Source organism: Microbacterium sp. CnD16-F, from assembly GCF_024124465.1.
GTDB lineage: Bacteria > Actinomycetota > Actinomycetes > Actinomycetales > Microbacteriaceae > Microbacterium > Microbacterium gawkjiense.
On record NZ_JAMXSA010000004.1, the window covers coordinates 46605 to 68846 of the forward strand.

Consider the following 22242-nt stretch of genomic DNA (forward strand, 5'->3'; position numbering starts at 1 on the left):
CGGCATCCGGGGCTCTTCGTCGTTGCGGGTCAGTCGGTGATCCGGCAGAACGTCGTCAGCTCACCGATGCCGTCGATGCCGACCGTGACCGTCGAGCGGTCGCGGAGGAAGATCTGCGGATCGCGGGAGTAGCCCGCGCCACCGGGGGAGCCGGTCGAGATGAGGGTGCCGGGGAGCAGGGTCGCCGACCGCGAAAGGTAGGAGACGAGCTTGGCGACGGGGTGGATCATCTGGCCCGTCGAGGCATCCTGCACCGTCTGCCCGTCGACGACGGCCCAGATGTGCAGATCCTGCGGGTCGGCGATCTCGTCCGCCGTCACGACGAAGGGGCCCGTCGGGGTGAAGCCGTCGAACGACTTGCACCGCGACCACTGCGCCTCGGAGAACTGGATGTCGCGGGCCGTGATGTCGTTGACGACCGTGTAGCCCCAGACGTGGTCGAGTGCGTCCTCGAGCGCGACGTCGCGGGCTGCCGGGCCGATCACGACACCGAGTTCGGCTTCGTAGTCGACCGACTGACTCAGCGAACGTGGCCAGGTTGTCGTCTGGCGGTGCCCGCCCAGGGAGCCCGGCCACAGCGTGAAGATGGTCGGAGCGGCGTCCGCCTTCAGTCCCAGCTCGCTCGAGTGCGCGGCGTAGTTCAAGCCCACGGCGATCGTGACGGGCGTGTCGAGGATCGCGGACGCGAACACGGGGGAGCCCAGCGGCATCCACTCGACCTCGGGGTCGGCGGCCGCGTCCCGGACGCGGGCGAGGAGGGCGTCGCCTCCTTCGATGAGCCGCTGCAGGCGCGAGGGTGCACCGTCGAAGAGGCGCGACACCACCGTCGCGCGATCCTCCTCGACCAGGATCAGCTGCGGCTCGTCGACTCCGTCGGGGACAACGTGGGCGAAGCGCATGGACCCAGGCTATCGTTCCCGTGCGCGGCGGCGGCTCGTGCGCGCCCGCCCCTAGGCTGAGCGCATGTCGTTCCCGTCGCCGCTCGCGCAGCCGACCCATTCGATGCCGGCGACGCCCCCGCCGGCTCCGCCGCGCCGGGACCTGCCCGTGCCCACGCCGGGAGCCGGGCGGACGGTCCTCTGGATCGTGGGCACCGTGCTCGTCCTCGTGGCGCTCGGCCTCGCGGCCTACTTCCTGACCTTCCTCGGCCCCGTCGCCGCGGTCGTCGCGGGGGTCCTGGCGCTCGTCCCGCTCGCGCTCGTCCTGGTCGCGGTCCGGATCATCGACCGCTGGGAGCCGGAGCCCCGCGGCCTGGTGGTGTTCGCGCTCGCGTGGGGGGCGGTGGCATCCGTCGCCCTCACCCTGGCGGTCGACCTCGTCATCGGTCTCGTCGTCCCGCAGGTGCCGGAGACGTTGTCGGCCGTCGTCCAGGCGCCGATCGTGGAGGAGCTCGCCAAGGGCGCGGGGGTGCTGCTCGTCTTCGTCGCCGCGCGCCGCGCCTTCGACGGACCGGTGGACGGTGTCGTCTACGGCGCCCTCGTCGGGGCGGGGTTCGCCTTCACGGAGAACATCCTCTACTTCGCCGACAGCCTCATCACCGAAGGTGTCGAGAGTGCCGCCTACACGTTCTTCCTCCGTGGGGTCCTGTCGCCGTTCGCGCACGTGATGTTCACGGCAGTGACGGGGTACGCGCTCGGCCGGGCCGCGCGGATCGGGCTCCGCGGCTCCGCGGCGGCGCCGCGGTGGCTCCTCGGAATCGTCGGGGCCATCGCTCTGCACGCCCTCTGGAACGGTTCCGCCGTGTTCGCCGACTTCTTCGCCCTCTACACGACACTCCAGGTGCCGCTGTTCGTGCTGTTCATCGTCGGTGTCGGCCTGCTGCGACGCGAGGAGGCGCGGTTGACCCGCGCGCGACTCGGCGACTACGCCGCGGCGGGGTGGTTCTCGCCCGGCGAGGTCGACATGCTGGCGACCCGCGCCGGGCGCGCGCGTGCGGTCGCCTGGGCGCGGACGCTGCCGGGGGACCGGTCCGCGGCGATGCGGCGCTTCATCGCCGAGGCGACCTCGCTGGCCGCCGCGCGGCAGCGCGTGGTGACCGGCCGCGACCCTGCGGCCGCCGTCGACGAGCGTGTTTACCTCGAGCGCGCCACGCGGGCCCGCGGCGATGTCCTCGCCCGCTGAGGGGGACTGCCGGAGAAAAGACTCAGCGCCCGGTGCCGCGGCGATGCCTGCGAGTCTTCCGGGCGCTGAGTTGGCCTGGAAAAATGATCCCGCTCACTCCCGGCGCTGTCAAGACCCCCGCCCGCGACGGGTTTTTCTATTCAGGGGAATAGGATCGGATGCGGCGACGTTTCGCCCTTTCGACCGCCGGAGCACTCCGGACCCCCAGACGAAGGACCACCATGACCGACTCCACCGCGACCCTCGACATCCCCGGCTACAAGGCGGGGACCTGGATCCTCGACGCCTCGCACAGCGAGGTCGGCTTCAGCGTCCGCCACATGATGATCTCGAAGGTCCGTGGCCACTTCAATGTCAAGGAGGCGACTCTCGTCGCCCCCGAGAACCCGCTCGAGGCCACTCTCGAGGCGAAGGTCGACGCGGCATCGCTCGACACCAAGGACGAGGGTCGCGACGGCCACCTCCGCAGCGCCGACTTCTTCGACGTCGAGACCTACCCCGAGATCACCTTCACGTCGACCGGTGTGCGCGTCGAGGGCGGCGACTTCCTCGTCGACGGCGACCTCACGATCAAGGACGTCACCAAGCCCGTCACCTTCGAGGTCGACTTCGGTGGCTTCGGCACCGACCCGTGGGGCAATTACAAGGCGGGTGCGACGGCGAAGACCGTCATCAACCGCGAGGACTTCGGTCTGACCTGGAACGCGGCGCTCGAGACCGGCGGCGTGCTCGTCGGCAAGGACGTCACCATCGAGCTCGACCTCCAGGGTTCCATCCAGGCCTGACGGCTTTGACCACGGAGAGCGCCTCGGGTTGGATGGACCCATGACTGCAGACCGCACCAAGCCCGAGATCGACGCGCCTCAGGGTCCCGCACCCGCCGACCTGGTCGTCCGCGACCTGATCGAGGGGGACGGTGCCGAGGCGAAGCCCGGCGACACCGTCACTGTCCACTACGTGGGTGTCGAGTACCTCTCCGGTGAGGAGTTCGACTCGTCCTGGAACCGCGGCGAGAGCATCCAGTTCCCGCTCCGCGGCCTGATCCAGGGATGGCAGGACGGGATCCCGGGGATGAAGGTGGGCGGCCGGCGTGAACTCGTCATCCCGCCGCACCTCGCGTACGGTCCCGCCGGTGGACACTTCCTCGGTGGCAAGACGCTGATCTTCATCATCGATCTGCTCGACGTCGCCTGATCCGACGCCTCACGTGTGGCCCGGCCGTTCCTCGGTCGGGCCACACGTGCGCCCGGGCTCTGCCCTAAGGTGAGCACCATGGGGAACGAACGCCCGCGGGCACGGTGGACGGCGGTGCTCGCCGCGGCGGTACTCGCGCTGACCGTGGTCCTGACGCCCGGCGCGGCATCGGCGCAGACCGCGGCGCCCACCGGCACGCCCTCGCCCACGCCGACCCCGGCACCGACACCCACCCCGACACCGACGGCATCCCCGTCCCCGGCGGTCACGGTCCACGGCTACTACCGCGCGCCGTGGTCCACCGACCCGCGGGTCTACCGCACCCGGACGGACGGCAGCGTCACCGCGCTGTCGCGGGAGCAGTGGAAGGCCGCTGGGAGTCCCCGCATCCGCACCCTTCCCGTCACCTATGGGCGGGTGACGTGGTCCCCTCAGGTGTACGCACTGATCACCTGGCCGGACGGCACGGGCGACCGCGGTGTCGACAAGGTCGTCAAGCTCGATCGGACGTCGTTCGTGAGCGCCGGCTCGCCGAAGGTCCGCCTGATGGGACATGTGCCGACGACGCGCTACTTCCGCTACCAGTCCGGGCCGTCGGACCTGTACGCGCGCACGCCCGACGGGAAGACGAAGAAGATGACGTCGGCGGAGCGGCGCGCGGCGGGTTCGCCGCGCGCGGGCTCCGTGGTGGCCGGCGGCTGGTACCGCGCCGCCTGGTCGCCCGCCGTGCACTTCGTCCGCACGAACGGATCGCACCGGGTGATCACGGCCGCGGAGTACCGGCGCGCCGGGAAGCCGCAGGTGGCGCGCGCTCCGGTCGTCTACGCCAAGACGGCATGGTCCCCGATCGTCTACGGCCTCGTCACGTGGCCGACCTCGACCGGCGACCGGAGCATCAACACCGTCGAAGCGCTCAGCGCGGCCGAGTACGCGCGCGCGGGCCGCCCGAAGACGACCATCCGCTCGCGGATCCCCGGCGATTCGTTCGTGCGCCTGTCGACGGGGTCCTCGATCCTCCACCGCATGGACGGCTATCTGACCCCGGTGACGACCGCGCAGTGGCGTTCCGCGGGGTCGCCCGCGGTCCGCACCGTCGCCCCCGGCAAGCCGATGTACATCCGCGGCATCCTGATCGTGAACAAGTCGATCCCGTTGCCGTCCTCCTACGGCAACGGGCTCCGTCCGGAGCTGACGAGCGCCTGGACGAGGATGCGGGCCGACGCCAGGAAGGACGGCGTCTCGCTCTCGATCATCTCGGGCTTCCGCTCCTACGCCTCGCAGCAGAGCGTTTTCGCGAGCAAGGTCCGTCAGCACGGCAGGGCGGAGGCCGAACGGCGCTCGGCGCGACCCGGCCACAGCGAGCATCAGACCGGTTTGGCCATCGACGTCAATTCGATCTCGCAGTCCTGGGGTGAGACCCGCGCCGGCCGGTGGGTGGCCGCGAACGCGCATCGGTACGGCTTCATCGTGCGGTACCCCCGAGGGGAGGAGAAGGTGACCGGCTACCGCTGGGAGCCGTGGCACCTGCGGTACGTCGGCACGGGGGTGGCGACGCATCTGAAGAAGACCGGCCTCACGCTGGACGAGTACCTCGGTGTGACCTCGCGCTACTGACGGCGGGCGGTGACCTCGGTCCCCGTCGTGTAGACTCCTGTGGTTGCCGTTCGATCGGCCGCGGATAAAGAGAGCCCACGCATCAGGCGTCGGGCGCCGCGCAACGAAGAGGAAGGGGATCACCTATGGCACTGGAAGCAGACGTCAAGAAGGCGATCATCGAAGAGTACGCGACGCACCCCGGTGACACCGGATCCCCCGAGGTGCAGGTCGCGATGCTGACGCAGCGCATCAAGGACCTCACCGAGCACCTCAAGGAGCACAAGCACGACCACCACTCGCGTCGTGGGCTGTTCCTGCTCGTCGGTCAGCGCCGCCGTCTCCTGGGCTACCTCCAGGACGTCGACATCAACCGTTACCGCTCGCTCATCGAGCGCCTCGGCCTCCGTCGATAAGGCACCGCACCCAGCGTTCAATCGCGCAAAACATTCTTGAGAAGGCCGCCCCACGGTGTGGGGCGGCCTTCGTCGTTCCGGATCAGGCCCGCGCGGCGACGAGGTCGGGGTGCCAGATCGCGGCGACGTCCGGGTGCGCCCGCAGCCGCGACTTGAGCGCGTTCTCGCCGTGGAGCCCGTGGATGGGGTTGCGGGGGTCCTGCGACACCCCGCGCGCCTGCGCGGCCAGGTCGGCCGGGAGGTCGATCGCGGGCAGCTCGGCGTCGAGCGACGGGTTGAAGAAGAACGGGACCGAGATGCGGTCCTCGGGTGCACGGGGCGAGACGACGCGATGGTTGGTCGCGGTGAGGTATCCGCCGGTGGCGTGTTCGAGCAGTTCGCCGATGTTGACGACGAAGGATCCCGGAACGGCGGGTGCGTCGATCCATTCGCCGTCGCGCTCGACCTGCAGGCCGCCCTTGCCGGGCTCGACCCACAGCAGCGTGACGACACCCGCATCCTTGTGCGCACCGACGCCCTGCTGGGGCTCGGGCGCAGCAGACCCCGGGTAGCGGACGATCTTGAGCAGGGTCTGCGCCTCGCCGAAGTGGTCGTCGAAGTAGGTCGCGGGTGCGCCGAGGGCCTCGGCCCACGCGCGCAGGAGCGTCCGGGCCACGTCCGACAGGATCGTCGTCCACTCCTCGGCGATCCCGCGGAGTTCGGGCTGGGCGCTCGGCCACAGGTTGGGTCCGACGAGCGCGGCGTAGGCGGGGGCGTCCGGGTCGGTCACCGCGGGGCGCTCCGGTCCGATGTCGATCTGCTCGCGCCAGTCCACGAGGCCCTGCGTGCGCTCGCCGCCGATACGCGTGTACCCGCGGAAGTGCGGGCTCTTCACGTTCTCGATCTCGAGCTTGGCCTCGTCGGGCAGCGCGAAGAAGGCGCGCGCCGCGCGGTGGAGACGCGCCTCGAGTTCGGGGGAGACGCCCGTGCCGGTGAGGTAGAAGAACCCGACCTCGTGGGTGACCCGGCGCAGTTCGGCGCGGAACGCGTCGGCGGCCTCAGGCCCCTGATCGAGCAGCGAGAGGTCGAGGATGGGGAGGCTCTGAGCGGACATGGTCCGAGGATAAGCAGGCCGCCCTGGCGTGCCGCCCAATGTTGCGGGTCGTTACCGGCTCAGTGGAACGGAGCGGCGACGCGGTTGCGGTGGTAGTCGAAGATGATGCTCGTCCGGGTGTTCGCGACGCTGCGCTGCGCGGAGAGGTGCTCGACGACGAAGGCCCGCACCTCGCTGGAGTCCGCGACGGCGATGTGGATGAGGAAGTCGTCCGACCCGCCGAGGAAGAACATCTGGATGACCTGGGGGAGCCCGCGCACCTCGTGGGCGAACTCTGTGATGCTCTCATGGCGCGAGCCGGGTCGCAGCGTCACGTGCACCATCGCCTGGAGTCCTGCACCGACGACCCGCTGGTCGACGCTCGCGTGGAAGCCGGTGATGACCCCGCGCTCCACCAGCGCCCGGGTGCGGGCGTGCGCGGTCGACGGTGCCACCCCGATGCGGGCGGCGAGTTCCGCGTTCGTGAGCCGCGCATCGGCGGCGAGGGCGTCGACGATCGAACGATCGACCTCGTCGAGGTCGACGGCGGGCCGAAGATCCTTCGCCCGGTCGCGCGAAGTGGTCGTCATTCCGTCTCCTTTTCCCGTCCTCAGGCCATCTTCACCGAAGGATGTTCCGTTGTCACACGTTCGTCACGAATCATCTGCAGGATGAGTCCACATCACTCGCCGACGAGGAGCGTGCCGCCATGCGCATCGGGGTCCCCACTGAGATCAAGAACAACGAGAACCGGGTGGCGATCACCCCCGCCGGTGTGGACGCCCTCGTCTCCCGCGGTCATGAGGTCCTCGTGCAGTCCGGTGCGGGCACGGGCTCCCGCCTTTCCGACGACGCCTTCGCGGCGGCCGGTGCGACGATCACGCCGGACGCCGAATCGACCTGGGGCGACGCCGAGCTCGTGGTGAAGGTCAAGGAGCCCATCGCCGCCGAGTACGGTCACCTCCGGGGCGACCTCACCCTCTTCGCCTACCTCCACCTGGCCGCGGACCGACCGCTCACCGACGCGCTCGTCGCGGCGGGCACCACCGCCGTGGCGTACGAGACCGTGCAGGCCGCGGACCGGTCGCTGCCCCTCCTGTCGCCCATGAGCGAGGTCGCCGGCCGGATCTCCATCACCGTCGGCGCGCACACGCTCATGAGTGCCGCAGGCGGCCGCGGCACCCTCCTGGGCGGGGTCGCCGGGACGCCGAAGGCCAAGGTCGTCGTCATCGGCGGCGGGGTGGCCGGCGAGCACGCGGCGGCGAACGCCCTCGGGATGGGTGCGGACGTCACCGTCATCGACGTCTCGCTGCCGCGGCTTCGTGAGCTCGAGAAGCGGTACGCGGGACTGCACACCCGTGCCTCCAGTCGCTACGAGATCGCGGAGCAGGTGGCATCCGCTGATCTCGTCATCGGATCGGTCCTCATCCCGGGTGCGGCGGCGCCGAAGCTCGTCACGCTCGACATGGTGGCGGGGATGAAGGCGGGCGCGGTCCTCGTCGACATCGCGATCGACCAGGGCGGTTGCTTCGAGGGGTCGCGTCCGACCACGCACGACGACCCCACGTTCGCCGTCCACGACGCCGTGTACTACTGCGTCGCGAACATGCCCGGCGCGGTGCCCGAGACCTCCACGCGCGCCCTCACGAACGCGACGCTGCCCTACGTCACGGCGCTCGCCGACAAGGGGTGGGATGCCGCATCGGCGGCCGATCCCGCGCTGGCCAAGGGACTGAACGTGCGAGCGGGGCGGGTTGTCAACGAGGGCGTCGCCGCGGCGTTCGGCCTGACGTTCGCCCCCGCCTGACTCCTCTCAGGCCTTCGGCGTCCCGCTCGGCGCGCCCGGCCGCCGCGACCCCGTCGGGTCGTTGCGCCGTCCGTCGCTCCGCGTAAGGTCGGGGTCGGCGAACAGCCATCCGGTGCGCGGTTCGATCAGCGGGCGGAAGACGCGGCGGACCGGTCGGGACGCCAGGAGCACCGTGATCGCCACCGACAGGAGGGCGACGAGCGGCAGCCACAGCCACGTCGGATCGAGTCCGCGCAGCACCCCCGATTCCCGGAACGGGTAGAGCGCGAAGGAGTGCAGGAGGTAGACGTACATCGTGTCCCGTCCGATCGCGGTCCAGCGGTACTGGCCGCGGGGGATGAGCGCGAAGAACGAGACGCTGAGCACGAGCGCGAGGGCCATGAGCAGCAGTCGCACGCCGCCCGCCCACCACTGCCATCCGACGAGATCGACGTAGTCCTCCTCATAGAAGAGCCACTGGCTGAGGTTCATCTCCTTCAGCGGGCCGACGAACACCCACGCGCAGACGCCGGCGGCGACGAGGATCGCCGCGGCGGCCAGACGCAACGACAGTCTCCGTCGCTGTAGCAGTCCGTGGCGTTCGAGGATGCGGTGATGGCTGAGCCACCATCCCAGGGTGAAGAACGGCAGCAGCCCGAGCGTGCGCGAGAGCGACAGCGTCGCGTCCACGTTGGGGAAGTAGCCCACCGTGATCGAGATGACGAGCGTCCAGAGCAGCGGCATCCGGAGCAGTGCGAGGTACGGCAGCACGAGCCGGAAGATGGCGAGGGCGAGCAGGAACCAGAGGGTCCATGATGGCTGGGTGAGGTTCGGGTTCGCCTGGCCCTCGACGAGGAACTTCGTCAGCGTCCACAGGCCCTCGAAGATCACATACGGCACGACGATGTCGGTGAGGAGACGGGTCATCCGTCGTCTGCTCGGCGGGTCGGAGCGCGAGAAGTAGCCCGAGATGAGCGCGAACGCCGGCATGTGGAACGCGTAGATCAGGAAGTAGAGGCTCTGCGCGATGTCCGAGTCGTACGTCAGCCGCTGGATGGCGTGCCCGAGGACGACGAGCAGGATGCAGGCGGCGCGGGCGTTGTCCCAGATCGGGATGCGGCGGGTGCGGCCCGCGGCGGCGGTACTCATCCGGGCCAGGGTACCCGCGGGAATAACGTGGACACCACGGCGTTGACACAGGTATATTCACTTGCATGAATCGGGCGCGATCCGTCCGGGAATCGAGAGGGACACCGTGAGCGACACCAGCAGCACCACCACCACCTGGCCCGGGGTGCAGTTCGGCATCTTCACCGTCACCGACATCACGCAGGACCCCACCACGGGTCACACGCCGAGCGAGCGAGAGCGCATTGCGGCGACCGTCGAGATCGCCAAGCACGCCGAAGAGGTCGGCCTCGACGTCTTCGCCATCGGCGAGCACCACAACCCGCCGTTCTGGTCGTCCTCGCCGACGACGACGCTCGCGTACGTCGCGGCGCAGACCGAGCGCCTCATCCTCTCGACCTCGACGACGCTCATCACGACGAACGATCCCGTGAAGATCGCTGAGGACTACGCGATGTTGCAGCACCTGTCGGGCGGTCGCATGGACCTCATGCTCGGGCGCGGCAACACCGGTCCCGTCTACCCCTGGTTCGGCAAGGACATCCGTCAGGGCGTGCCGCTCGCGATCGAGAATTACGCCCTGCTCCACAAGCTGTGGCGTGAGGACGTCGTCGACTTCGAGGGCAAGTTCCGCACGCCGCTGCAGGGCTTCACCTCGACGCCTCGGCCGCTCGACGGTGTGCCGCCCTTCGTGTGGCACGGCTCGATCCGCACGCCCGAGATCGCCGAGCAGGCCGCGTACTACGGCGACGGCTTCTTCGCGAACAACATCTTCTGGCCCGCCGAGCACTACCAGCGCCTCATCGGCCTCTACCGTCAGCGCTGGGAGCACTACGGTCACGGGGCTCCCGAGACGGCGATCGTCGGCATCGGCGGTCAGGCGTTCATGGCGAGGAACTCGCAGGATGCCGTCGCGCAGTTCCGCCCGTACTTCGACAACGCCCCCGTCTACGGCCACGGCCCGTCGATGGAGGACTTCACCGAGATGACACCGCTCACCGTCGGTTCGCCGCAGCAGGTGATCGACCGGTACGCAGGCATGCGCGACCTGTTCGGCGATTTCCAGCGTCAGCTCTTCCTCGTCGACCACGCGGGGCTTCCGTTGAAGACCGTGCTCGAGCAGCTCGACTTCCTCGGCGGCGAGGTCGTGCCGGTGCTCCGCAAGGAGCTGGCGGAGGATCGGCCGGCGATCGTCCCCGATGCCCCCACCCACGCGGCGCGGGTGGCCGCCACGTACGGTGACGGTCCGGTCCGTGAGGCCCGCCCGCGCGCGAACCGCGGCGACAACCTCTCCGGCCCGAGCCCGTACCAGGACACCCCGGCTCCCGTCGGCGCCGCGTTCGGTCTGGGCGGTGCACGATGACCGCCCGTCGCATCGCGGTCGTCTCGGCGGGGCTCTCGAACCCGTCATCGACGCGGATGCTCGCCGACAAGCTGGCGACCGCCGTGCTCGCGGACCTGCGGGAGCGGGGGGTGGAGGCATCCGTCGACACCTTCGAGCTCCGCGAGTACGCGCACGACATCACGAACAACCTGCTCACCGGGTTCGCCCCGCCCGCCCTCGAGACGATGATCAACACGGTCGTGTCGGCCGACGCGCTCATCGTCGTCACGCCGATCTTCTCGACGAGCTACTCGGGCCTGTTCAAGTCGTTCATCGACGTGCTCGATCCCGACGCGCTGCAGGGCAAGCCCGTCCTCATCGGAGCGAACGCGGGCACGGCGCGGCACTCGCTCGCGATCGACTACGCGATCCGTCCGCTGTTCGCCTACCTGCACGCCGAGGCGGTCTCGACCGGTGTGTTCGCCGCGTCCTCGGACTGGGGTGCCCGCGCCGACGACGTCTCGCCGCTGTCGGCTCGCATCGAGCGCGGCGCACGGGAACTGGCGGATGCCGTGACGCGGCGCCCGGCCGGCGAGACGCTCGACCCGTTCGACCCCGAGTCCTACCTCGGCAAGGGCGGCTCGTTCGGCCACCTGCTCGGTGGTCTCACGGGGGAGTGATCCCCTCAGCGTGAGCGGCGGCCCGTCCAGCGGGCCGCCGCCGCGTCGATCGTCACGCCCAGGATGATCGCAACGGCGATGGAGACGACGACGGCCAGCGCGGGGCTCCCCGGCAGGAGACCGCCGACCGCGGCACCCACGACCGCCTGGTAGAGCGCCCAGGCGGTCGCCGCGACCGCGACCGTGCCCAGGTACCGGGCCGCGGGCACCCTCGTCGCTCCCGCAGTGAGGTTGACCGCGAGCCGCGCGAAGGGGATGAACCGCGCCGTGAACACCACCGTCGCCGTCCCGCGCGACAGGCGGGCTCCCGCCCACTCGAACGCGGCACGGATGCGGCGGTGCCGCATCCATCCCCACCGCTCCACGCCGGCGAACCGCCCCACGCCGTAGCAGAGCGCGTCGCCGCAGAAGGCGGCGAGGGCGGCCACCGCGACGACGGCGGCGAGCGGCGGCGTTCCGGTGGCGGCCGCGAGCGCCCCCGCCGCGGTGACGGCCACCTCGCCCGGGACGACGACGAGGACGGCGTCGGCGAGGACGAGGGCGAAGAGCGCCGGCAGCGCCCACGGGCCCACCGCGACGCTCGTCAACAGATCGGCGAACACGGCGCCTGTGTAGCAGGCGGGGGTGAACGACGCGCGAACGGGGGACGGCGCGGAACCGGTCGGTGGACGCGCGGGGAGGGGTGGATGAACACTCCGCGATCCGGGCCTTCCGCGCTGTGTCAGGGCTCCGCCGCCCGTCACCCTGGTGCTGTGAGAGTCGCGGTCGTCACCGAGTCCTTCCTCCCGCACATGAATGGGGTCACCGGATCCGTCCTGCAGATCCGGGATCATCTCGAACGACGCGGGCACGACGTGTTCGTCATCGCGCCCGCCGCCGGACGCCGGGAGCTCGGGATGCCGGGCCGCGCCGTGCCGTCCGTCCCGCTGCCGCGGTACCCCGCCGTCCGTCTCGCCGTGCCGCCGGTCGCCTCGCTCGTCCGCGACCTCGCCCGCTTCGACGCGGACGTGGTCCACCTCGCCTCGCCGTTCCTGCTCGGGTGGCAGGGGCTGCTCGCCGCGGAGGCGCGCCGGCTGCCGAGCGTCGCCGTGTACCAGACCGACGTCGTCTCGTACGCGGGGAGGTACGGGCTCCCGCAGGGGGCCGCCCTGGCCGAGGCGCACGTGCGCCGGCTGCACCGCCGTGCGACCCTCACCCTCGCCCCCTCCGCGTCGGCGCGCGCGCAGCTCGAGGGGTTCGGCGTCGACCGCGTCGCGCTGTGGGGACGCGGCGTCGACGGTGCGCGGTTCACGCCGAGCCGACGCGACGAGCGGTGGCGGCGGAGCGTCGCCCCCGGCGAGGTGATCGTCGGGTACGTGGGGAGACTGGCTCCCGAGAAGCAGGTGGAGGACCTCGCGGCGCTGCGGGGGATCCCCGGCATCCGTCTCGTCATCGTCGGGGACGGGCCTGCGCGACCGGTCCTCGAGCAGCTCCTGCCGGACGCGGTCTTCCTCGGCCACCTCGACGGCGACGCGCTGGCGACCGCGCTCGCGTCGTTCGACGTCTTCGTCCACCCCGGCGAGAGCGAGACTTTCGGCCAGACGATCCAGGAGGCGCAGGCCAGCGGCGTCCCGGTCGTGGCGACGGGGGCCGGCGGTCCCGTCGACCTCGTCCGCAGCAGCGTCGACGGGTGGCTCTACCGCCCGGGCGACGCGGACGACCTGCGCGCGCGGGTCGCCGACCTCGCCGGCGACGGCGCGAAGCGGCGCGCCTTCGCCCGCGCCGCCCGCGACGCGGTGTCGGGACGCACCTGGGAGGCGCTCGCGGACCGCCTCGTCGAGCATTACGACCGTGCTGCGATGCTGCACCGGACGGATGCCGGGCGCCGGGCCCTCGCGTGGCCCCGCCCGGACGTCGCCGCTCCCGGCGCCGCGGACGGGCGGTTCTGGTCCCGATACGTCGCGCTGGGGGACTCGATCACCGAGGGCCTGTGCGATGCGTCCCGCATGCCGCGGGGAGCGTTCCGCGGATGGGCCGACCGGCTCGCGCACCTGCTGGCGCTGAGCGGCGGGGAGCGTCGTGCCTTCCGCTACGCGAACCTGGCCGTCCGCAGTCGCCGCGTCGCGCACCTCGTCGAGGAGCAGCTGCCCCGCTGTCTCGAGATGCGCCCCGACCTGGTGTCGGTGCTGATCGGCGCCAACGACCTCACGCAGGTGCGGTGCGACCCGGTCGCGCTGGCCGCGCAGGTGGAGGACGCCGTGACCCGCCTCCGCGACGCGGGGTGCGACGTGCTGCTTGCGACGGTCTTCCTCCCGGACAGGTGGGCGGCGGGCGTGTTCACCCGACGCTTCGCCGTCTACAACGCGCACCTGCGCCGGGCGGCCGCGCGCACCGGCGCGATCCTCCTCGACCTCGCGGCCCTCCCCGAGCTGTCGCGCGTCGAGCTCTGGGCCGACGACAAGGTGCACCTGCGCTCGCGGGGGCATCGCTACGTCGCCTATCGCGCCGCCGAGGCGCTCGGCATGCCCGACGCCGAGGCGCTCGCCGGTCTCGACGAGGCGTTCCACGTCGACGAGGAGCCCCCGGCCGGCTCGTGGCTGCGCCGCGATGCGCTGCCGTGGGTGTGGCGCCGGCTGCGGGGCCGGACGGCCGGGGACGGGCTGACGGCGAAGGTCCCGGACTACGTCCTGGTCGGCCGTCCCGGCGGGCGGGCCGGCGTGCAGCGCTGAACGGCGCCGCTCACTGCTCCCAGCGGTACTCCGTCTCGGGGCGACCCGGGGTCCCGTACCGTTGCACCCGCTCGACCCGGCCCGCCTCGGCGAGGTGCTCCAGGTATCGCCGCGCGGCGACCCGCGACATCCCGAGCCGGTCCGCCGCCTCCCGCGCCGACGCCGGCCCTGTCCGCAGCAGCGCGCTCACGCGGCCGAGGGTCTCGGGCGACAGCCCCTTCGGCAGTGTCGGCGCGGGCGCGGTGCGCAGGGTCCCGAGCATCGCGTCGATCTCGGCCTGCGTCGCCGCGCCCGCCGTCTGCGACACCTGGTCGCGGAAGCGGCGGTACTGCTGCATCCGATCCTGGAAGTCGCCGAACGTGAAGGGTTTGACGAGGTACTGCACCGCGCCGAGCGTGATCGCCTGTCGCACCACCTCCGCATCGCGGACCGACGTGATCGCGATGACGTCGACCGTCCCGGCTCGGGCGCGCAAGTGGCGGAGGACATCGAGGCCCGAGCCGTCCGGCATCGTCATGTCGAGCAGGACGAGGTCGATGTCGGCGGCGCGGGGACTGTCGAGCAGGGCGGCGACGGCGGCGCGCGCGCCCGTGCACTCGGCGACGACCTCGAAGCCGTCCAGCCGCTCGACGTAGTGCCGGTGGAGTTCGAGCGTGAGGGCGTCGTCGTCGACGACCAGGACGCCGATCATCCGTTCCTCCGGGGGAGGATGACGCGGAACGTCGTCGGATCGGACTTCACCGAGATCGTGCCCTGGGCCTCCTGCACGATCGAGCGCACGAGGGCGAGGCCCACGCCGCGGCCGAGCTCGCCCGCGGGTTTCGTCGAGAAGCCGTGCGCGAAGATGCGGTCCGTGATCTCGGCCGGGATGCCGTCCCCGCTGTCGGCGACCTCGACGGCGAGCTCGTCCTCCGCGGTGCGGGTCATGCGCACGTCCACCCACCGCGGCGCGGCGCCGGACGCCGCGGCATCCAGCGCATTGTCGATGAGGTTTCCGACGATCGACACCGCGTCGACGGGGGAGAGCACCGATCGCGGCGCGTCGGCGTCGATGCGCGCGCGCCACTCGACACCGCGCTCGGCGGCCTGCGACGCCTTGCCGAGCAGCAGGGCGCCCACCGTCGGGTCGCCCTCGCGGCGGGCCGCGACCTGATCGACGAGCAACTGGCTCTGCCGGGCGTCCTCCGACAGGATCTCGATCGCCTCGCTCGTGCGGCCCAGTTCGAGCAGGGCGATGGCCGTGTGCAGCCTGTTGCCGTGCTCGTGCGTCTGCGCCCGGAGCGCCTCCCCGAGGGTGCGCATGGACTCGTACGACGAGACGGCGTCGCGCACGGCGCCGGCGGGGAGGTCTCCGGTGACCCGCCGGGTCGCCCGCCGGGCGAGGATGGCTCCGGCGAGCCCCGCCGCGGCGAGGACCACCGCGATGCCGACCGCCACCAGGACGCGCGGGCCGAGCGTCTCGGCGATCGATCCGATCGTGACGCCCACCGACACTCGCCCCACGACCTCGCCGTCCGAGACGACCGGCACGATCGTCCGGACGGACGGCCCCAGGGTCCCGGTGAACTCCTCCGTGAGGGTCGCGGTGCCCTCGGGGATGGTCCCGAGGTAGCGCTCGCCGATCCGAGCCGGGTCAGGATGGGTGATCCGGATGCCGGAGGGGTCCATCACGGTCACGAAGTCGACGCCGGCGTCGGCGATGATCGCCTCGATCACGGGCTGCAGGACGCGCGACGCCGCGGCGCGGTCCCCCTGCGCAAGGGCGTCGACGACGCCGGCGCTGTCGGCGATCGTCTCGGCGACCGCCCGCGTCACCCGCTCGGCCTCCGCGCGGACGGCGCGCTGGCCCTCCCAGAGCAGGATCCCCGCCATCGCGAGGGAGAGGACGACGACGGCGGCCGAGACGGCGACGAAGACGCGGGATGCCGCGCTCGTCGGTCGGGGTCGCGCCACCCTGCACTCCTCTCGCCGTTCTGCGAACAATACGACCACAACGGCGGATGCCGGTCCGCGAGGCGCACGCTGATCCTCGTCGACACCGCCGTCGGCTCACGACAAAGACTGTCACGCAGGAGAGATCATGGCCCTCACAACCTCGTTCCGGCTCCCCGGATACAACCCCCGCCGCGGCAAGCAGGCCTGGGACAAGCACACCTGGCTGTACGTCTCGGTGATCATCGCGGTGGTCCTCGGCTGCGTCGTCGGTCTCCTCTGGCCGAACTTCGCCGTCGAGCTGGAACCGGTCGGCAAAGCGTTCGTCAACCTCATCAAGATGATGATCGCGCCGATCATCTTCTGCACGATCGTCGTCGGGGTCGGCTCCATCGCCAAGGCGGCCACCGTCGGTCGCATCGGCGGCCTCGCGCTCCTCTACTTCATGGCGATGTCGACCTTCGCTCTGGGGATCGGTCTCGTGGTCGGCAACATCATCCACCCGGGTGAGGGCCTCAACATGCAGAGCGCGACCTACGACACCGGTTCGCTGCCCGAGGCGAAGACGACGACGGAGTTCATCCTCAGCATCATCCCGACCACCTTCTTCTCGGCCTTCACCGGCGAGAGCGTCCTCCAGGTCCTGTTCATCGCTCTGCTCGTCGGCTTCGCCCTGCAGAAGATGGGCGCCAAGGGCGAGCCCATCATGAACGCGGTCAAGAACCTCCAGGCCCTCGTCTTCCGCATCCTCGGCATGATCCTCTGGCTCGCCCCGATCGGTGCGTTCGGCGCCATCGCCGCCGTCGTCGGCAAGACCGGTGTCGCGGCGATCCTGAGCCTCGGCCTTCTGATGATCGCCTTCTACATCACCTGCATCGTGTTCATCGTCGGCGTCCTCGGAACGCTCCTGTACGCCGTCGCCCGCATCAACATCTTCCAGGTGATGAAGTACCTCGGCCGCGAGTACCTGCTCATCGTGGGCACCTCCTCGAGCGAGTCGGCCCTGCCGCGCCTGATCGCCAAGATGGAGCACCTCGGCGTCTCCAAGCCCGTCGTGGGCATCACGGTCCCCACCGGGTACTCGTTCAACCTCGACGGCACCGCGATCTACCTCACGATGGCGTCGCTGTTCATCGCCGCCGGCATGGGCGCGCCGATGTCGATCCCCGAGCAGATCGGTCTCCTGGTCTTCATGATCATCGCCTCCAAGGGTGCTGCCGGTGTCACCGGTGCGGGCCTGGCGACCCTCGCGGGCGGTCTGCAGGCCTACCGCCCCGACCTCGTCAACGGCGTCGGCGTCATCGTCGGCATCGACCGGTTCATGTCCGAGGGCCGTGCGCTCACGAACTTCACCGGCAACGCGGTCGCGACGCTCCTCATCGGCACGTGGACGAAGCAGATCGACCGCGAGCAGGTCGCCGCGGTGCTCGCGGGGCAGCGACCCTTCGACGAGTCGACGCTCACGGGTCACGGCGTCTCGGACGACACCGGCGCCGTCGACACGACGGGCCTCGGCGACGCCGCCCTCGACGAGGCAGCGGCCAAGGAGGAGCGCGCTCGGCGCCGCGCGGAGGTGGCCTCGCACTGATGCGACACGAACGCGGCGGGCCCGGACAGCCAGAAGGCGTCCGGGCCCGCCGTCATGTCGGGCCGCTCGGGCTCAGCCGCTCTTGCGTCGGAACTCGCGCTTGGTGACGGCGCCGTGCGTCCCGTGCACGGCGGAGTCCCCGTCCAGGTGGGCTTCACCCTTCCGGCTCTGCGCGTTCTTCTTCTCGAGCGCCTCGCGGAACTTCCGCTTCATGTCTTCGGATGCCGCGTCCGCGGTCTTCTCGTCGTCGCTCATGCCGCCACGATACGCACTCCGAAGGGTCCGCTGATAGGCTGGGTCGGGTTGCCCGCGGTTCTCATCGCGGCATCCGCTCAACTTCACAGTGAGCTCATGGAGCAGGCCCGGCAGGAAGCTGGTCCCCTGTGGTGGATTCCCATCCCGTTCCCGCGGATGGTGGTCTTCGACTGGTGGCCAGCGCAGGCGGTCCTCGCGGATTCTCCGCGCGCCCATATCTGCCTGTTCCTGCTCCTTCGCACGATCTCGCTCGCGAAACGCGCGTGCGAGTCTAAACAAAGAAGGAGAGACCTCTTGGAAGGTCCTGAAATCACCGCCGCCGAAGCCGTCCTCGACAACGGACGCTTCGGCACCCGCACCGTCCGGTTCGAGACCGGACGCCTCGCCCAGCAGGCGCAGGGCGCCGTCGCCGCCTACCTCGACGAGGAGACGATGCTCCTGTCGGCCACCAGCGCCGGCAAGCACCCCCGTGAGGGCTTCGACTTCTTCCCGCTGACCGTCGACGTCGAAGAGCGTTCGTACGCGGCGGGCAAGATCCCCGGCTCGTTCTTCCGTCGCGAGGGTCGTCCCTCGACGGAGGCGATCCTCGTCTGCCGCCTCATCGACCGGCCGCTGCGTCCGTCGTTCGTCGACGGCCTCCGCAACGAGGTCCAGATCGTCGTGACGGTGCTGTCCATCGCGCCCGGCGAGTACTACGACGCCCTCGCGATCAACGCGGCCTCCGCGTCGACGCAGATCTCGGGTCTGCCGTTCTCGGGCCCGATCGCCGGTGTGCGCCTCGCGCTCATCCCCGGTCACGGCGAGCACGCCGACCAGTGGGTCGCGTTCCCGAACCAGAAGCAGGTCGAGGAGGCCGTATTCGACCTCATGGTCGCCGGTCGCGTCCTGCCCGACGGCGACGTCGCGATCATGATGGTCGAGGCCGAGGCCACCGAGAACTCGTGGAACCTCATCAAGGGCGGCGCCGTCAAGCCGAGCGAGGACATCGTCGCCGGTGGCCTCGAGGCCGCCAAGCCGTTCCTCAAGCAGCTCGTCGAGGCGCAGGCGCAGATGGCCGCCGAGTCCTCGCGCGAGCCGGGCGTCTACCCCGTCTTCCCGCCGTACAGCTCCGAGGTCTACGACTTCGTGGCCGGCCGCGCCTACGACGACCTGGTGAACGTGTACCAGATCGCCGACAAGCAGGAGCGTCAGGCTGCCGACGACGCCGTGAAGGACCGCGTCAAGGCGGAGCTCATCGCGGCCGTCGAGGCGGAGCAGCTGCCCGCCGGCGCGCCGATCGAGTTCTCCGCCGCGTACAAGTCGGTGACGAAGGTCGTCGTCCGCGGCCGCATCCTCTCCGAGGGCGTCCGCATGGACGGCCGCGGGCTGGCCGACATCCGTCCGCTCGACGCCGAGGTGCAGGTCATCCCGCGCGTCCACGGCTCGGCGATCTTCCAGCGCGGCGAGACCCAGATCCTGGGTGTCACCACTCTGAACATGCTCAAGATGGAGCAGCAGATCGACTCGCTGTCGCCCACGACGAGCAAGCGCTACATGCACCACTACAACTTCCCGCCCTACTCGACCGGTGAGACCGGCCGTGTCGGCAGCCCGAAGCGTCGCGAGATCGGGCACGGCTTCCTCGCCGAGCGCGCCCTCGTGCCCGTGCTGCCCAGCCGTGAGGAGTTCCCGTACGCGATCCGTCAGGTGTCCGAGGCTCTCGGCTCCAACGGCTCGACGTCGATGGGCTCGGTGTGCGCCTCGACCCTGTCGCTGCTGAACGCGGGTGTGCCGCTGCGCGCCCCCGTCGCCGGTATCGCGATGGGTCTCGTGACCGACGAGGTCGACGGCCAGACGCGCTACGCCGCGCTGACCGACATCCTCGGCGCCGAGGACGCCCTCGGCGACATGGACTTCAAGGTCGCGGGCACGAGCGAGTTCATCACCGCGATCCAGCTCGACACGAAGCTCGACGGCATCCCGTCGTCGGTGCTCGCCGCCGCGCTGACGCAGGCGAAGGATGCCCGCCTCACGATCCTGAACGTCCTGAACTCGGCGATCGACGCGCCCGACGAGATGGCGCCGACCGCGCCGCGCGTCATCAGCGTCCAGATCCCGGTCGACAAGATCGGTGAGCTGATCGGCCCCAAGGGCAAGACGATCAACGCGATCCAGGACGAGACCGGCGCGCAGATCTCGATCGAGGACGACGGCACGGTGTACATCGGCGCCGTCGACGGCCCCTCGGCCGAGGCCGCTCGGGCGCAGGTGAACGCCATCGCCAACCCGACCAACCCCGAGGTCGGCGAGCAGTTCCTGGGCACGGTCGTCAAGATCGCGACCTTCGGTGCGTTCGTCTCGCTCCTGCCGGGCAAGGACGGGCTGCTGCACGTCAGCGAGGTCCGCAAGCTCGCGGGCGGCAAGCGCGTCGAGAACGTCGAGGACGTCCTCGGTGTCGGTCAGAAGATCCTGGTGCGCATCACCAAGATCGACGACCGCGGCAAGCTGTCGCTCGAGCCCGTGGTCGAGGAGTCGGCTCCGGCCGGCGACGCGGCCGCTGAGGCGCCCGCCGAGGCCTGATCCCGCACGTCGCGAACGCCCGTCCTCCTCGGAGGGCGGGCGTTCGCCGTTGCGGGCCCCGCGCGGACAACCGTTATCGAAACGTCATCGATCGCCGCGCGGACGCGCACGTCCAGTCCGAGGGCTGCTCTACCCTCGGAGTGAGCGCATCCGGCGGTGCGTGGACACATGTCTTCCGGAACGCTCTGCAAGGAGACGGGCATGGCAGCGTTCGAGACGGCGGATCCGACGTCGCCGACCACCGCGCCCACGCTGCATCCCTCCGGCCCGCTGCCGGTCCACGGCGGTCCGCTGGGCCGCGCCGTCCGTGTCCCCCTCGGCGAGACCGGCCTCACGGTGTTCCCGCTCATCCTGGGGGGTGGGGAGTTCGGGTGGCACATCGACATCGCGGCGGCCCACGCCATCCTGGACCGCTATGTCGAACGCGGCGGCAACGCGCTCCACACCTCCGACAGCTACGCCGCCGGTCGCAGCGAGCACGCCATCGGCAGATGGATGGCGGCCCGGCGCAACCGCGACGACATCGTCCTCACGGTCCGGGTCGGTCGCGGCGCCGACAACCCCGGTCTCGGCCCGGTCAACCTCGTGCGGGCCGTCGAGGCATCCCTCATCCGACTCGGCACCGACCGGATCGACGTGCTGTCCCTCGACGGCACCTCCGACCGCACCACCATGCTCGAGGACACCCTCGCCACGGCGGAGTGGCTCGTCGAGTCGGGCAAGGTGCGCGCTGTCGGCGCCGCGGGCTACCGCGCCGCGCAGCTGGTGGAGGCCCGCATCCTGTCGGCGGCCGGATACCCCCGCTTCACGGTGCTCGACGTGCCGTACAACGTGCTCCGGCGCGACGAGTTCGACGGCGATCTGCGACTGGTCGCCGGAGCGCAGGGCATCGCCGTCACGCCGTCGCAGGCCCTCGAGCACGGGTACCTGTCGGGGATGCATCGCGACCGCGACCACGTCGGGGGCACGGTGCGCGGTCGCCAGTTGGCGGCGAGTATGAACCGTCGCGGCGCGCGGACCTTGCGGGCGATGGACCGGATCGCCGGCGAGCTCGCGGTGCCGCCCGCCGCTGTCGCCATCGCCTGGCTGCTCGCGCAACGGATCGTCGCGGCGCCGATCGTCAACGCCTACGCCGTCGCCCACGTCGACGAACTCGTGCAGGGTGTCGGCGTGCACCTCGGTCGAGCGCACCTCGCCGAGATCGCGCGGGCCACCGACTGAGGCTGGTTTAGGGTGGAAGGAGCCGGGGCAACGCCCGGCGCACTTTCGACGAAGCGAGCAGACACGTGACGCACTATCTGTATCTGGTGCGGCACGGCGAGCACCTCGACGCCGAGCACGGGCTCGCCGACGGACCGCTTTCGCCGCGCGGTCGTCGGCAGGCCGAGCTTCTCGCCGATCGTCTCTCGGGCGTCCCGCTCACCGCGGTGTGGCACTCACCGCTGCTGCGTGCGGCCGAAACCGCTCGCGCTGTCGCCGAGCGCCTGCCCGCGGTCGACCCCGAGCCCACCGCCCTGCTGTTCGACTGCGTGCCGAGTGGCATGACGCCGGACACCCCGCACGTCTACGAGCCGTTCTTCGGGGGAGTGACCGAGGCCGAGGCCGACGCGGGAGCCGCGCAGATGGCGGATGCCGGGGTGGAATTCCTCGCGCACCGTCCCCACGCGCACGAGCTGCTGATCACCCACAACTTCGTCATCGCGTGGTTCGTACGCGAGGTGCTGCAGGCGCCGGAATGGCGGTGGCTGACGATCAACCAGGCGCACTGCGGCCTGACGGTGCTGGCGCAGCGCCCGGGGCGTCCGTGGACGCTCGTCTCCCACAACGACCTCGCGCACCTGCCCGTGGAGCTGCGGACGGGCCTCCCCGACATCCTCTCGGTGTGA

The 22242-nt window shown here is 70.9% G+C and carries 21 protein-coding genes; 13 read left to right on the forward strand and 8 right to left on the reverse strand.

Annotated features, from left to right (window positions below; translation table 11 throughout):
• Nucleotides 1–29 precede the first annotated feature (29 nt).
• Nucleotides 30–899, reverse strand: a complete 870-nt coding sequence (locus NH287_RS02090) for a fumarylacetoacetate hydrolase family protein (protein ID WP_253034287.1) — start codon at nucleotides 897–899, stop codon at nucleotides 30–32.
• Nucleotides 900–963: 64 nt separating this feature from the next.
• Here NH287_RS02090 and NH287_RS02095 point away from each other — a divergent pair, with 64 nt between their 5' ends.
• The 5 genes from NH287_RS02095 to rpsO all read left to right on the forward strand — a co-directional run bounded on the left by NH287_RS02095 (nucleotide 964) and on the right by rpsO (nucleotide 5324).
• A complete protein-coding gene (locus NH287_RS02095) occupies nucleotides 964–2121 on the forward strand; it encodes a PrsW family intramembrane metalloprotease (RefSeq protein ID WP_253034288.1) in 1158 nt (385 codons plus the stop codon).
• Between the two features lie 221 nt (nucleotides 2122–2342).
• Nucleotides 2343–2906, forward strand: coding sequence for a YceI family protein (locus NH287_RS02100; RefSeq protein ID WP_253034289.1), 564 nt, complete (start codon nucleotides 2343–2345; stop codon nucleotides 2904–2906).
• A gap of 40 nt (nucleotides 2907–2946) precedes the next feature.
• Entirely contained in the window at nucleotides 2947–3315 is a 369-nt protein-coding gene (locus tag NH287_RS02105) for an FKBP-type peptidyl-prolyl cis-trans isomerase (protein ID WP_064003158.1), read from the forward strand.
• A gap of 78 nt (nucleotides 3316–3393) precedes the next feature.
• Nucleotides 3394–4929: a D-alanyl-D-alanine carboxypeptidase family protein gene (locus NH287_RS02110; RefSeq protein WP_253034290.1), complete on the forward strand. Its 1536-nt coding sequence runs from the start codon at nucleotides 3394–3396 to the stop codon at nucleotides 4927–4929.
• A gap of 125 nt (nucleotides 4930–5054) precedes the next feature.
• Nucleotides 5055–5324, forward strand: a complete 270-nt coding sequence (gene rpsO / locus NH287_RS02115; protein WP_018187174.1) for a 30S ribosomal protein S15 — start codon at nucleotides 5055–5057, stop codon at nucleotides 5322–5324.
• Nucleotides 5325–5406: 82 nt separating this feature from the next.
• Here the strand turns inward: rpsO and NH287_RS02120 are convergent, their stop codons facing one another.
• Both NH287_RS02120 and NH287_RS02125 read right to left on the reverse strand, forming a co-directional pair.
• Complete coding sequence (locus NH287_RS02120; protein ID WP_253034291.1) at nucleotides 5407–6417, reverse strand: isopenicillin N synthase family oxygenase; 1011 nt, start codon at nucleotides 6415–6417, stop codon at nucleotides 5407–5409.
• A gap of 59 nt (nucleotides 6418–6476) precedes the next feature.
• Nucleotides 6477–6986 (reverse strand): Lrp/AsnC family transcriptional regulator, encoded by a 510-nt coding sequence (locus NH287_RS02125; RefSeq protein WP_253034292.1) that lies wholly within the window; start codon nucleotides 6984–6986, stop codon nucleotides 6477–6479.
• A 119-nt stretch (nucleotides 6987–7105) separates the two neighbouring features.
• Between NH287_RS02125 and ald the strand changes: the two genes are divergently transcribed.
• Nucleotides 7106–8203 carry an alanine dehydrogenase gene (ald, locus tag NH287_RS02130; protein ID WP_253034293.1) on the forward strand — a complete coding sequence of 366 codons (1098 nt, stop codon included), beginning with the start codon at nucleotides 7106–7108 and terminating at the stop codon, nucleotides 8201–8203.
• Nucleotides 8204–8209: 6 nt separating this feature from the next.
• Here the strand turns inward: ald and NH287_RS02135 are convergent, their stop codons facing one another.
• Nucleotides 8210–9331 carry an acyltransferase family protein gene (locus tag NH287_RS02135; RefSeq protein ID WP_253034294.1) on the reverse strand — a complete coding sequence of 374 codons (1122 nt, stop codon included), beginning with the start codon at nucleotides 9329–9331 and terminating at the stop codon, nucleotides 8210–8212.
• A gap of 145 nt (nucleotides 9332–9476) precedes the next feature.
• Here NH287_RS02135 and NH287_RS02140 point away from each other — a divergent pair, with 145 nt between their 5' ends.
• Entirely contained in the window at nucleotides 9477–10673 is a 1197-nt protein-coding gene (locus NH287_RS02140) for an LLM class flavin-dependent oxidoreductase (RefSeq protein WP_374209355.1), read from the forward strand.
• Nucleotides 10670–11314, forward strand: a complete 645-nt coding sequence (locus NH287_RS02145; RefSeq protein ID WP_064003163.1) for an FMN reductase — start codon at nucleotides 10670–10672, stop codon at nucleotides 11312–11314. The genes NH287_RS02140 and NH287_RS02145 overlap by 4 nt, the downstream gene beginning before the upstream one ends.
• Before the next feature lie 5 nt (nucleotides 11315–11319).
• Here NH287_RS02145 and NH287_RS02150 read toward each other — a convergent pair whose 3' ends face one another.
• On the reverse strand, nucleotides 11320–11916 hold the full coding sequence (locus tag NH287_RS02150) for a VTT domain-containing protein (protein WP_253034296.1): 597 nt from the start codon (nucleotides 11914–11916) through the stop codon (nucleotides 11320–11322).
• A gap of 150 nt (nucleotides 11917–12066) precedes the next feature.
• Between NH287_RS02150 and NH287_RS02155 the strand changes: the two genes are divergently transcribed.
• Nucleotides 12067–14022 carry a glycosyltransferase gene (locus tag NH287_RS02155; RefSeq protein ID WP_253034297.1) on the forward strand — a complete coding sequence of 652 codons (1956 nt, stop codon included), beginning with the start codon at nucleotides 12067–12069 and terminating at the stop codon, nucleotides 14020–14022.
• A gap of 10 nt (nucleotides 14023–14032) precedes the next feature.
• Here NH287_RS02155 and NH287_RS02160 read toward each other — a convergent pair whose 3' ends face one another.
• On the reverse strand, nucleotides 14033–14713 hold the full coding sequence (locus NH287_RS02160; RefSeq protein ID WP_253034298.1) for a response regulator: 681 nt from the start codon (nucleotides 14711–14713) through the stop codon (nucleotides 14033–14035).
• Nucleotides 14710–15975: an ATP-binding protein gene (locus tag NH287_RS02165; protein WP_253034299.1), complete on the reverse strand. Its 1266-nt coding sequence runs from the start codon at nucleotides 15973–15975 to the stop codon at nucleotides 14710–14712. The genes NH287_RS02160 and NH287_RS02165 overlap by 4 nt, the downstream gene beginning before the upstream one ends.
• Nucleotides 15976–16102: 127 nt before the next feature.
• Between NH287_RS02165 and NH287_RS02170 the strand changes: the two genes are divergently transcribed.
• The gene (locus NH287_RS02170) at nucleotides 16103–17542 is read left to right on the forward strand and encodes a cation:dicarboxylate symporter family transporter (RefSeq protein ID WP_253034300.1); all 1440 of its coding nucleotides are present in this window, start codon (nucleotides 16103–16105) and stop codon (nucleotides 17540–17542) included.
• Nucleotides 17543–17614: 72 nt separating this feature from the next.
• On the opposite strand, the gene NH287_RS02175 is transcribed toward NH287_RS02170, so the two are convergent.
• Nucleotides 17615–17797 (reverse strand): DUF5302 domain-containing protein, encoded by a 183-nt coding sequence (locus NH287_RS02175; protein ID WP_064003169.1) that lies wholly within the window; start codon nucleotides 17795–17797, stop codon nucleotides 17615–17617.
• A 294-nt stretch (nucleotides 17798–18091) separates the two neighbouring features.
• Between NH287_RS02175 and NH287_RS02180 the strand changes: the two genes are divergently transcribed.
• The 3 genes from NH287_RS02180 (at nucleotide 18092) to NH287_RS02190 (ending at nucleotide 22242) form a co-directional block, all read left to right on the forward strand.
• Entirely contained in the window at nucleotides 18092–20356 is a 2265-nt protein-coding gene (locus tag NH287_RS02180) for a polyribonucleotide nucleotidyltransferase (protein WP_064003170.1), read from the forward strand.
• A 201-nt stretch (nucleotides 20357–20557) separates the two neighbouring features.
• Nucleotides 20558–21577, forward strand: a complete 1020-nt coding sequence (locus tag NH287_RS02185; RefSeq protein ID WP_253034301.1) for an aldo/keto reductase — start codon at nucleotides 20558–20560, stop codon at nucleotides 21575–21577.
• Between the two features lie 65 nt (nucleotides 21578–21642).
• On the forward strand, nucleotides 21643–22242 hold the full coding sequence (locus NH287_RS02190; RefSeq protein WP_308210378.1) for a histidine phosphatase family protein: 600 nt from the start codon (nucleotides 21643–21645) through the stop codon (nucleotides 22240–22242).

Excerpts from the sequence above, each read along its gene's own strand:
- NH287_RS02090 (WP_253034287.1), bottom strand. The coding sequence starts at position 899 with ATGCGCTTCGCCCACGTTGTCCCCGACGGAGTCGACGAGCCGCAGCTG.
- NH287_RS02095 (WP_253034288.1), top strand. The coding sequence starts at position 964 with ATGTCGTTCCCGTCGCCGCTCGCGCAGCCGACCCATTCGATGCCGGCG.
- NH287_RS02100 (WP_253034289.1), top strand. The coding sequence starts at position 2,343 with ATGACCGACTCCACCGCGACCCTCGACATCCCCGGCTACAAGGCGGGG.
- NH287_RS02105 (WP_064003158.1), top strand. The coding sequence starts at position 2,947 with ATGACTGCAGACCGCACCAAGCCCGAGATCGACGCGCCTCAGGGTCCC.
- NH287_RS02110 (WP_253034290.1), top strand. The coding sequence starts at position 3,394 with ATGGGGAACGAACGCCCGCGGGCACGGTGGACGGCGGTGCTCGCCGCG.
- rpsO (WP_018187174.1), top strand. The coding sequence starts at position 5,055 with ATGGCACTGGAAGCAGACGTCAAGAAGGCGATCATCGAAGAGTACGCG.
- NH287_RS02120 (WP_253034291.1), bottom strand. The coding sequence starts at position 6,417 with ATGTCCGCTCAGAGCCTCCCCATCCTCGACCTCTCGCTGCTCGATCAG.
- NH287_RS02125 (WP_253034292.1), bottom strand. The coding sequence starts at position 6,986 with ATGACGACCACTTCGCGCGACCGGGCGAAGGATCTTCGGCCCGCCGTC.
- ald (WP_253034293.1), top strand. The coding sequence starts at position 7,106 with ATGCGCATCGGGGTCCCCACTGAGATCAAGAACAACGAGAACCGGGTG.
- NH287_RS02135 (WP_253034294.1), bottom strand. The coding sequence starts at position 9,331 with ATGAGTACCGCCGCCGCGGGCCGCACCCGCCGCATCCCGATCTGGGAC.
- NH287_RS02145 (WP_064003163.1), top strand. The coding sequence starts at position 10,670 with ATGACCGCCCGTCGCATCGCGGTCGTCTCGGCGGGGCTCTCGAACCCG.
- NH287_RS02160 (WP_253034298.1), bottom strand. The coding sequence starts at position 14,713 with ATGATCGGCGTCCTGGTCGTCGACGACGACGCCCTCACGCTCGAACTC.
- NH287_RS02170 (WP_253034300.1), top strand. The coding sequence starts at position 16,103 with ATGGCCCTCACAACCTCGTTCCGGCTCCCCGGATACAACCCCCGCCGC.
- NH287_RS02175 (WP_064003169.1), bottom strand. The coding sequence starts at position 17,797 with ATGAGCGACGACGAGAAGACCGCGGACGCGGCATCCGAAGACATGAAG.
- NH287_RS02185 (WP_253034301.1), top strand. The coding sequence starts at position 20,558 with ATGGCAGCGTTCGAGACGGCGGATCCGACGTCGCCGACCACCGCGCCC.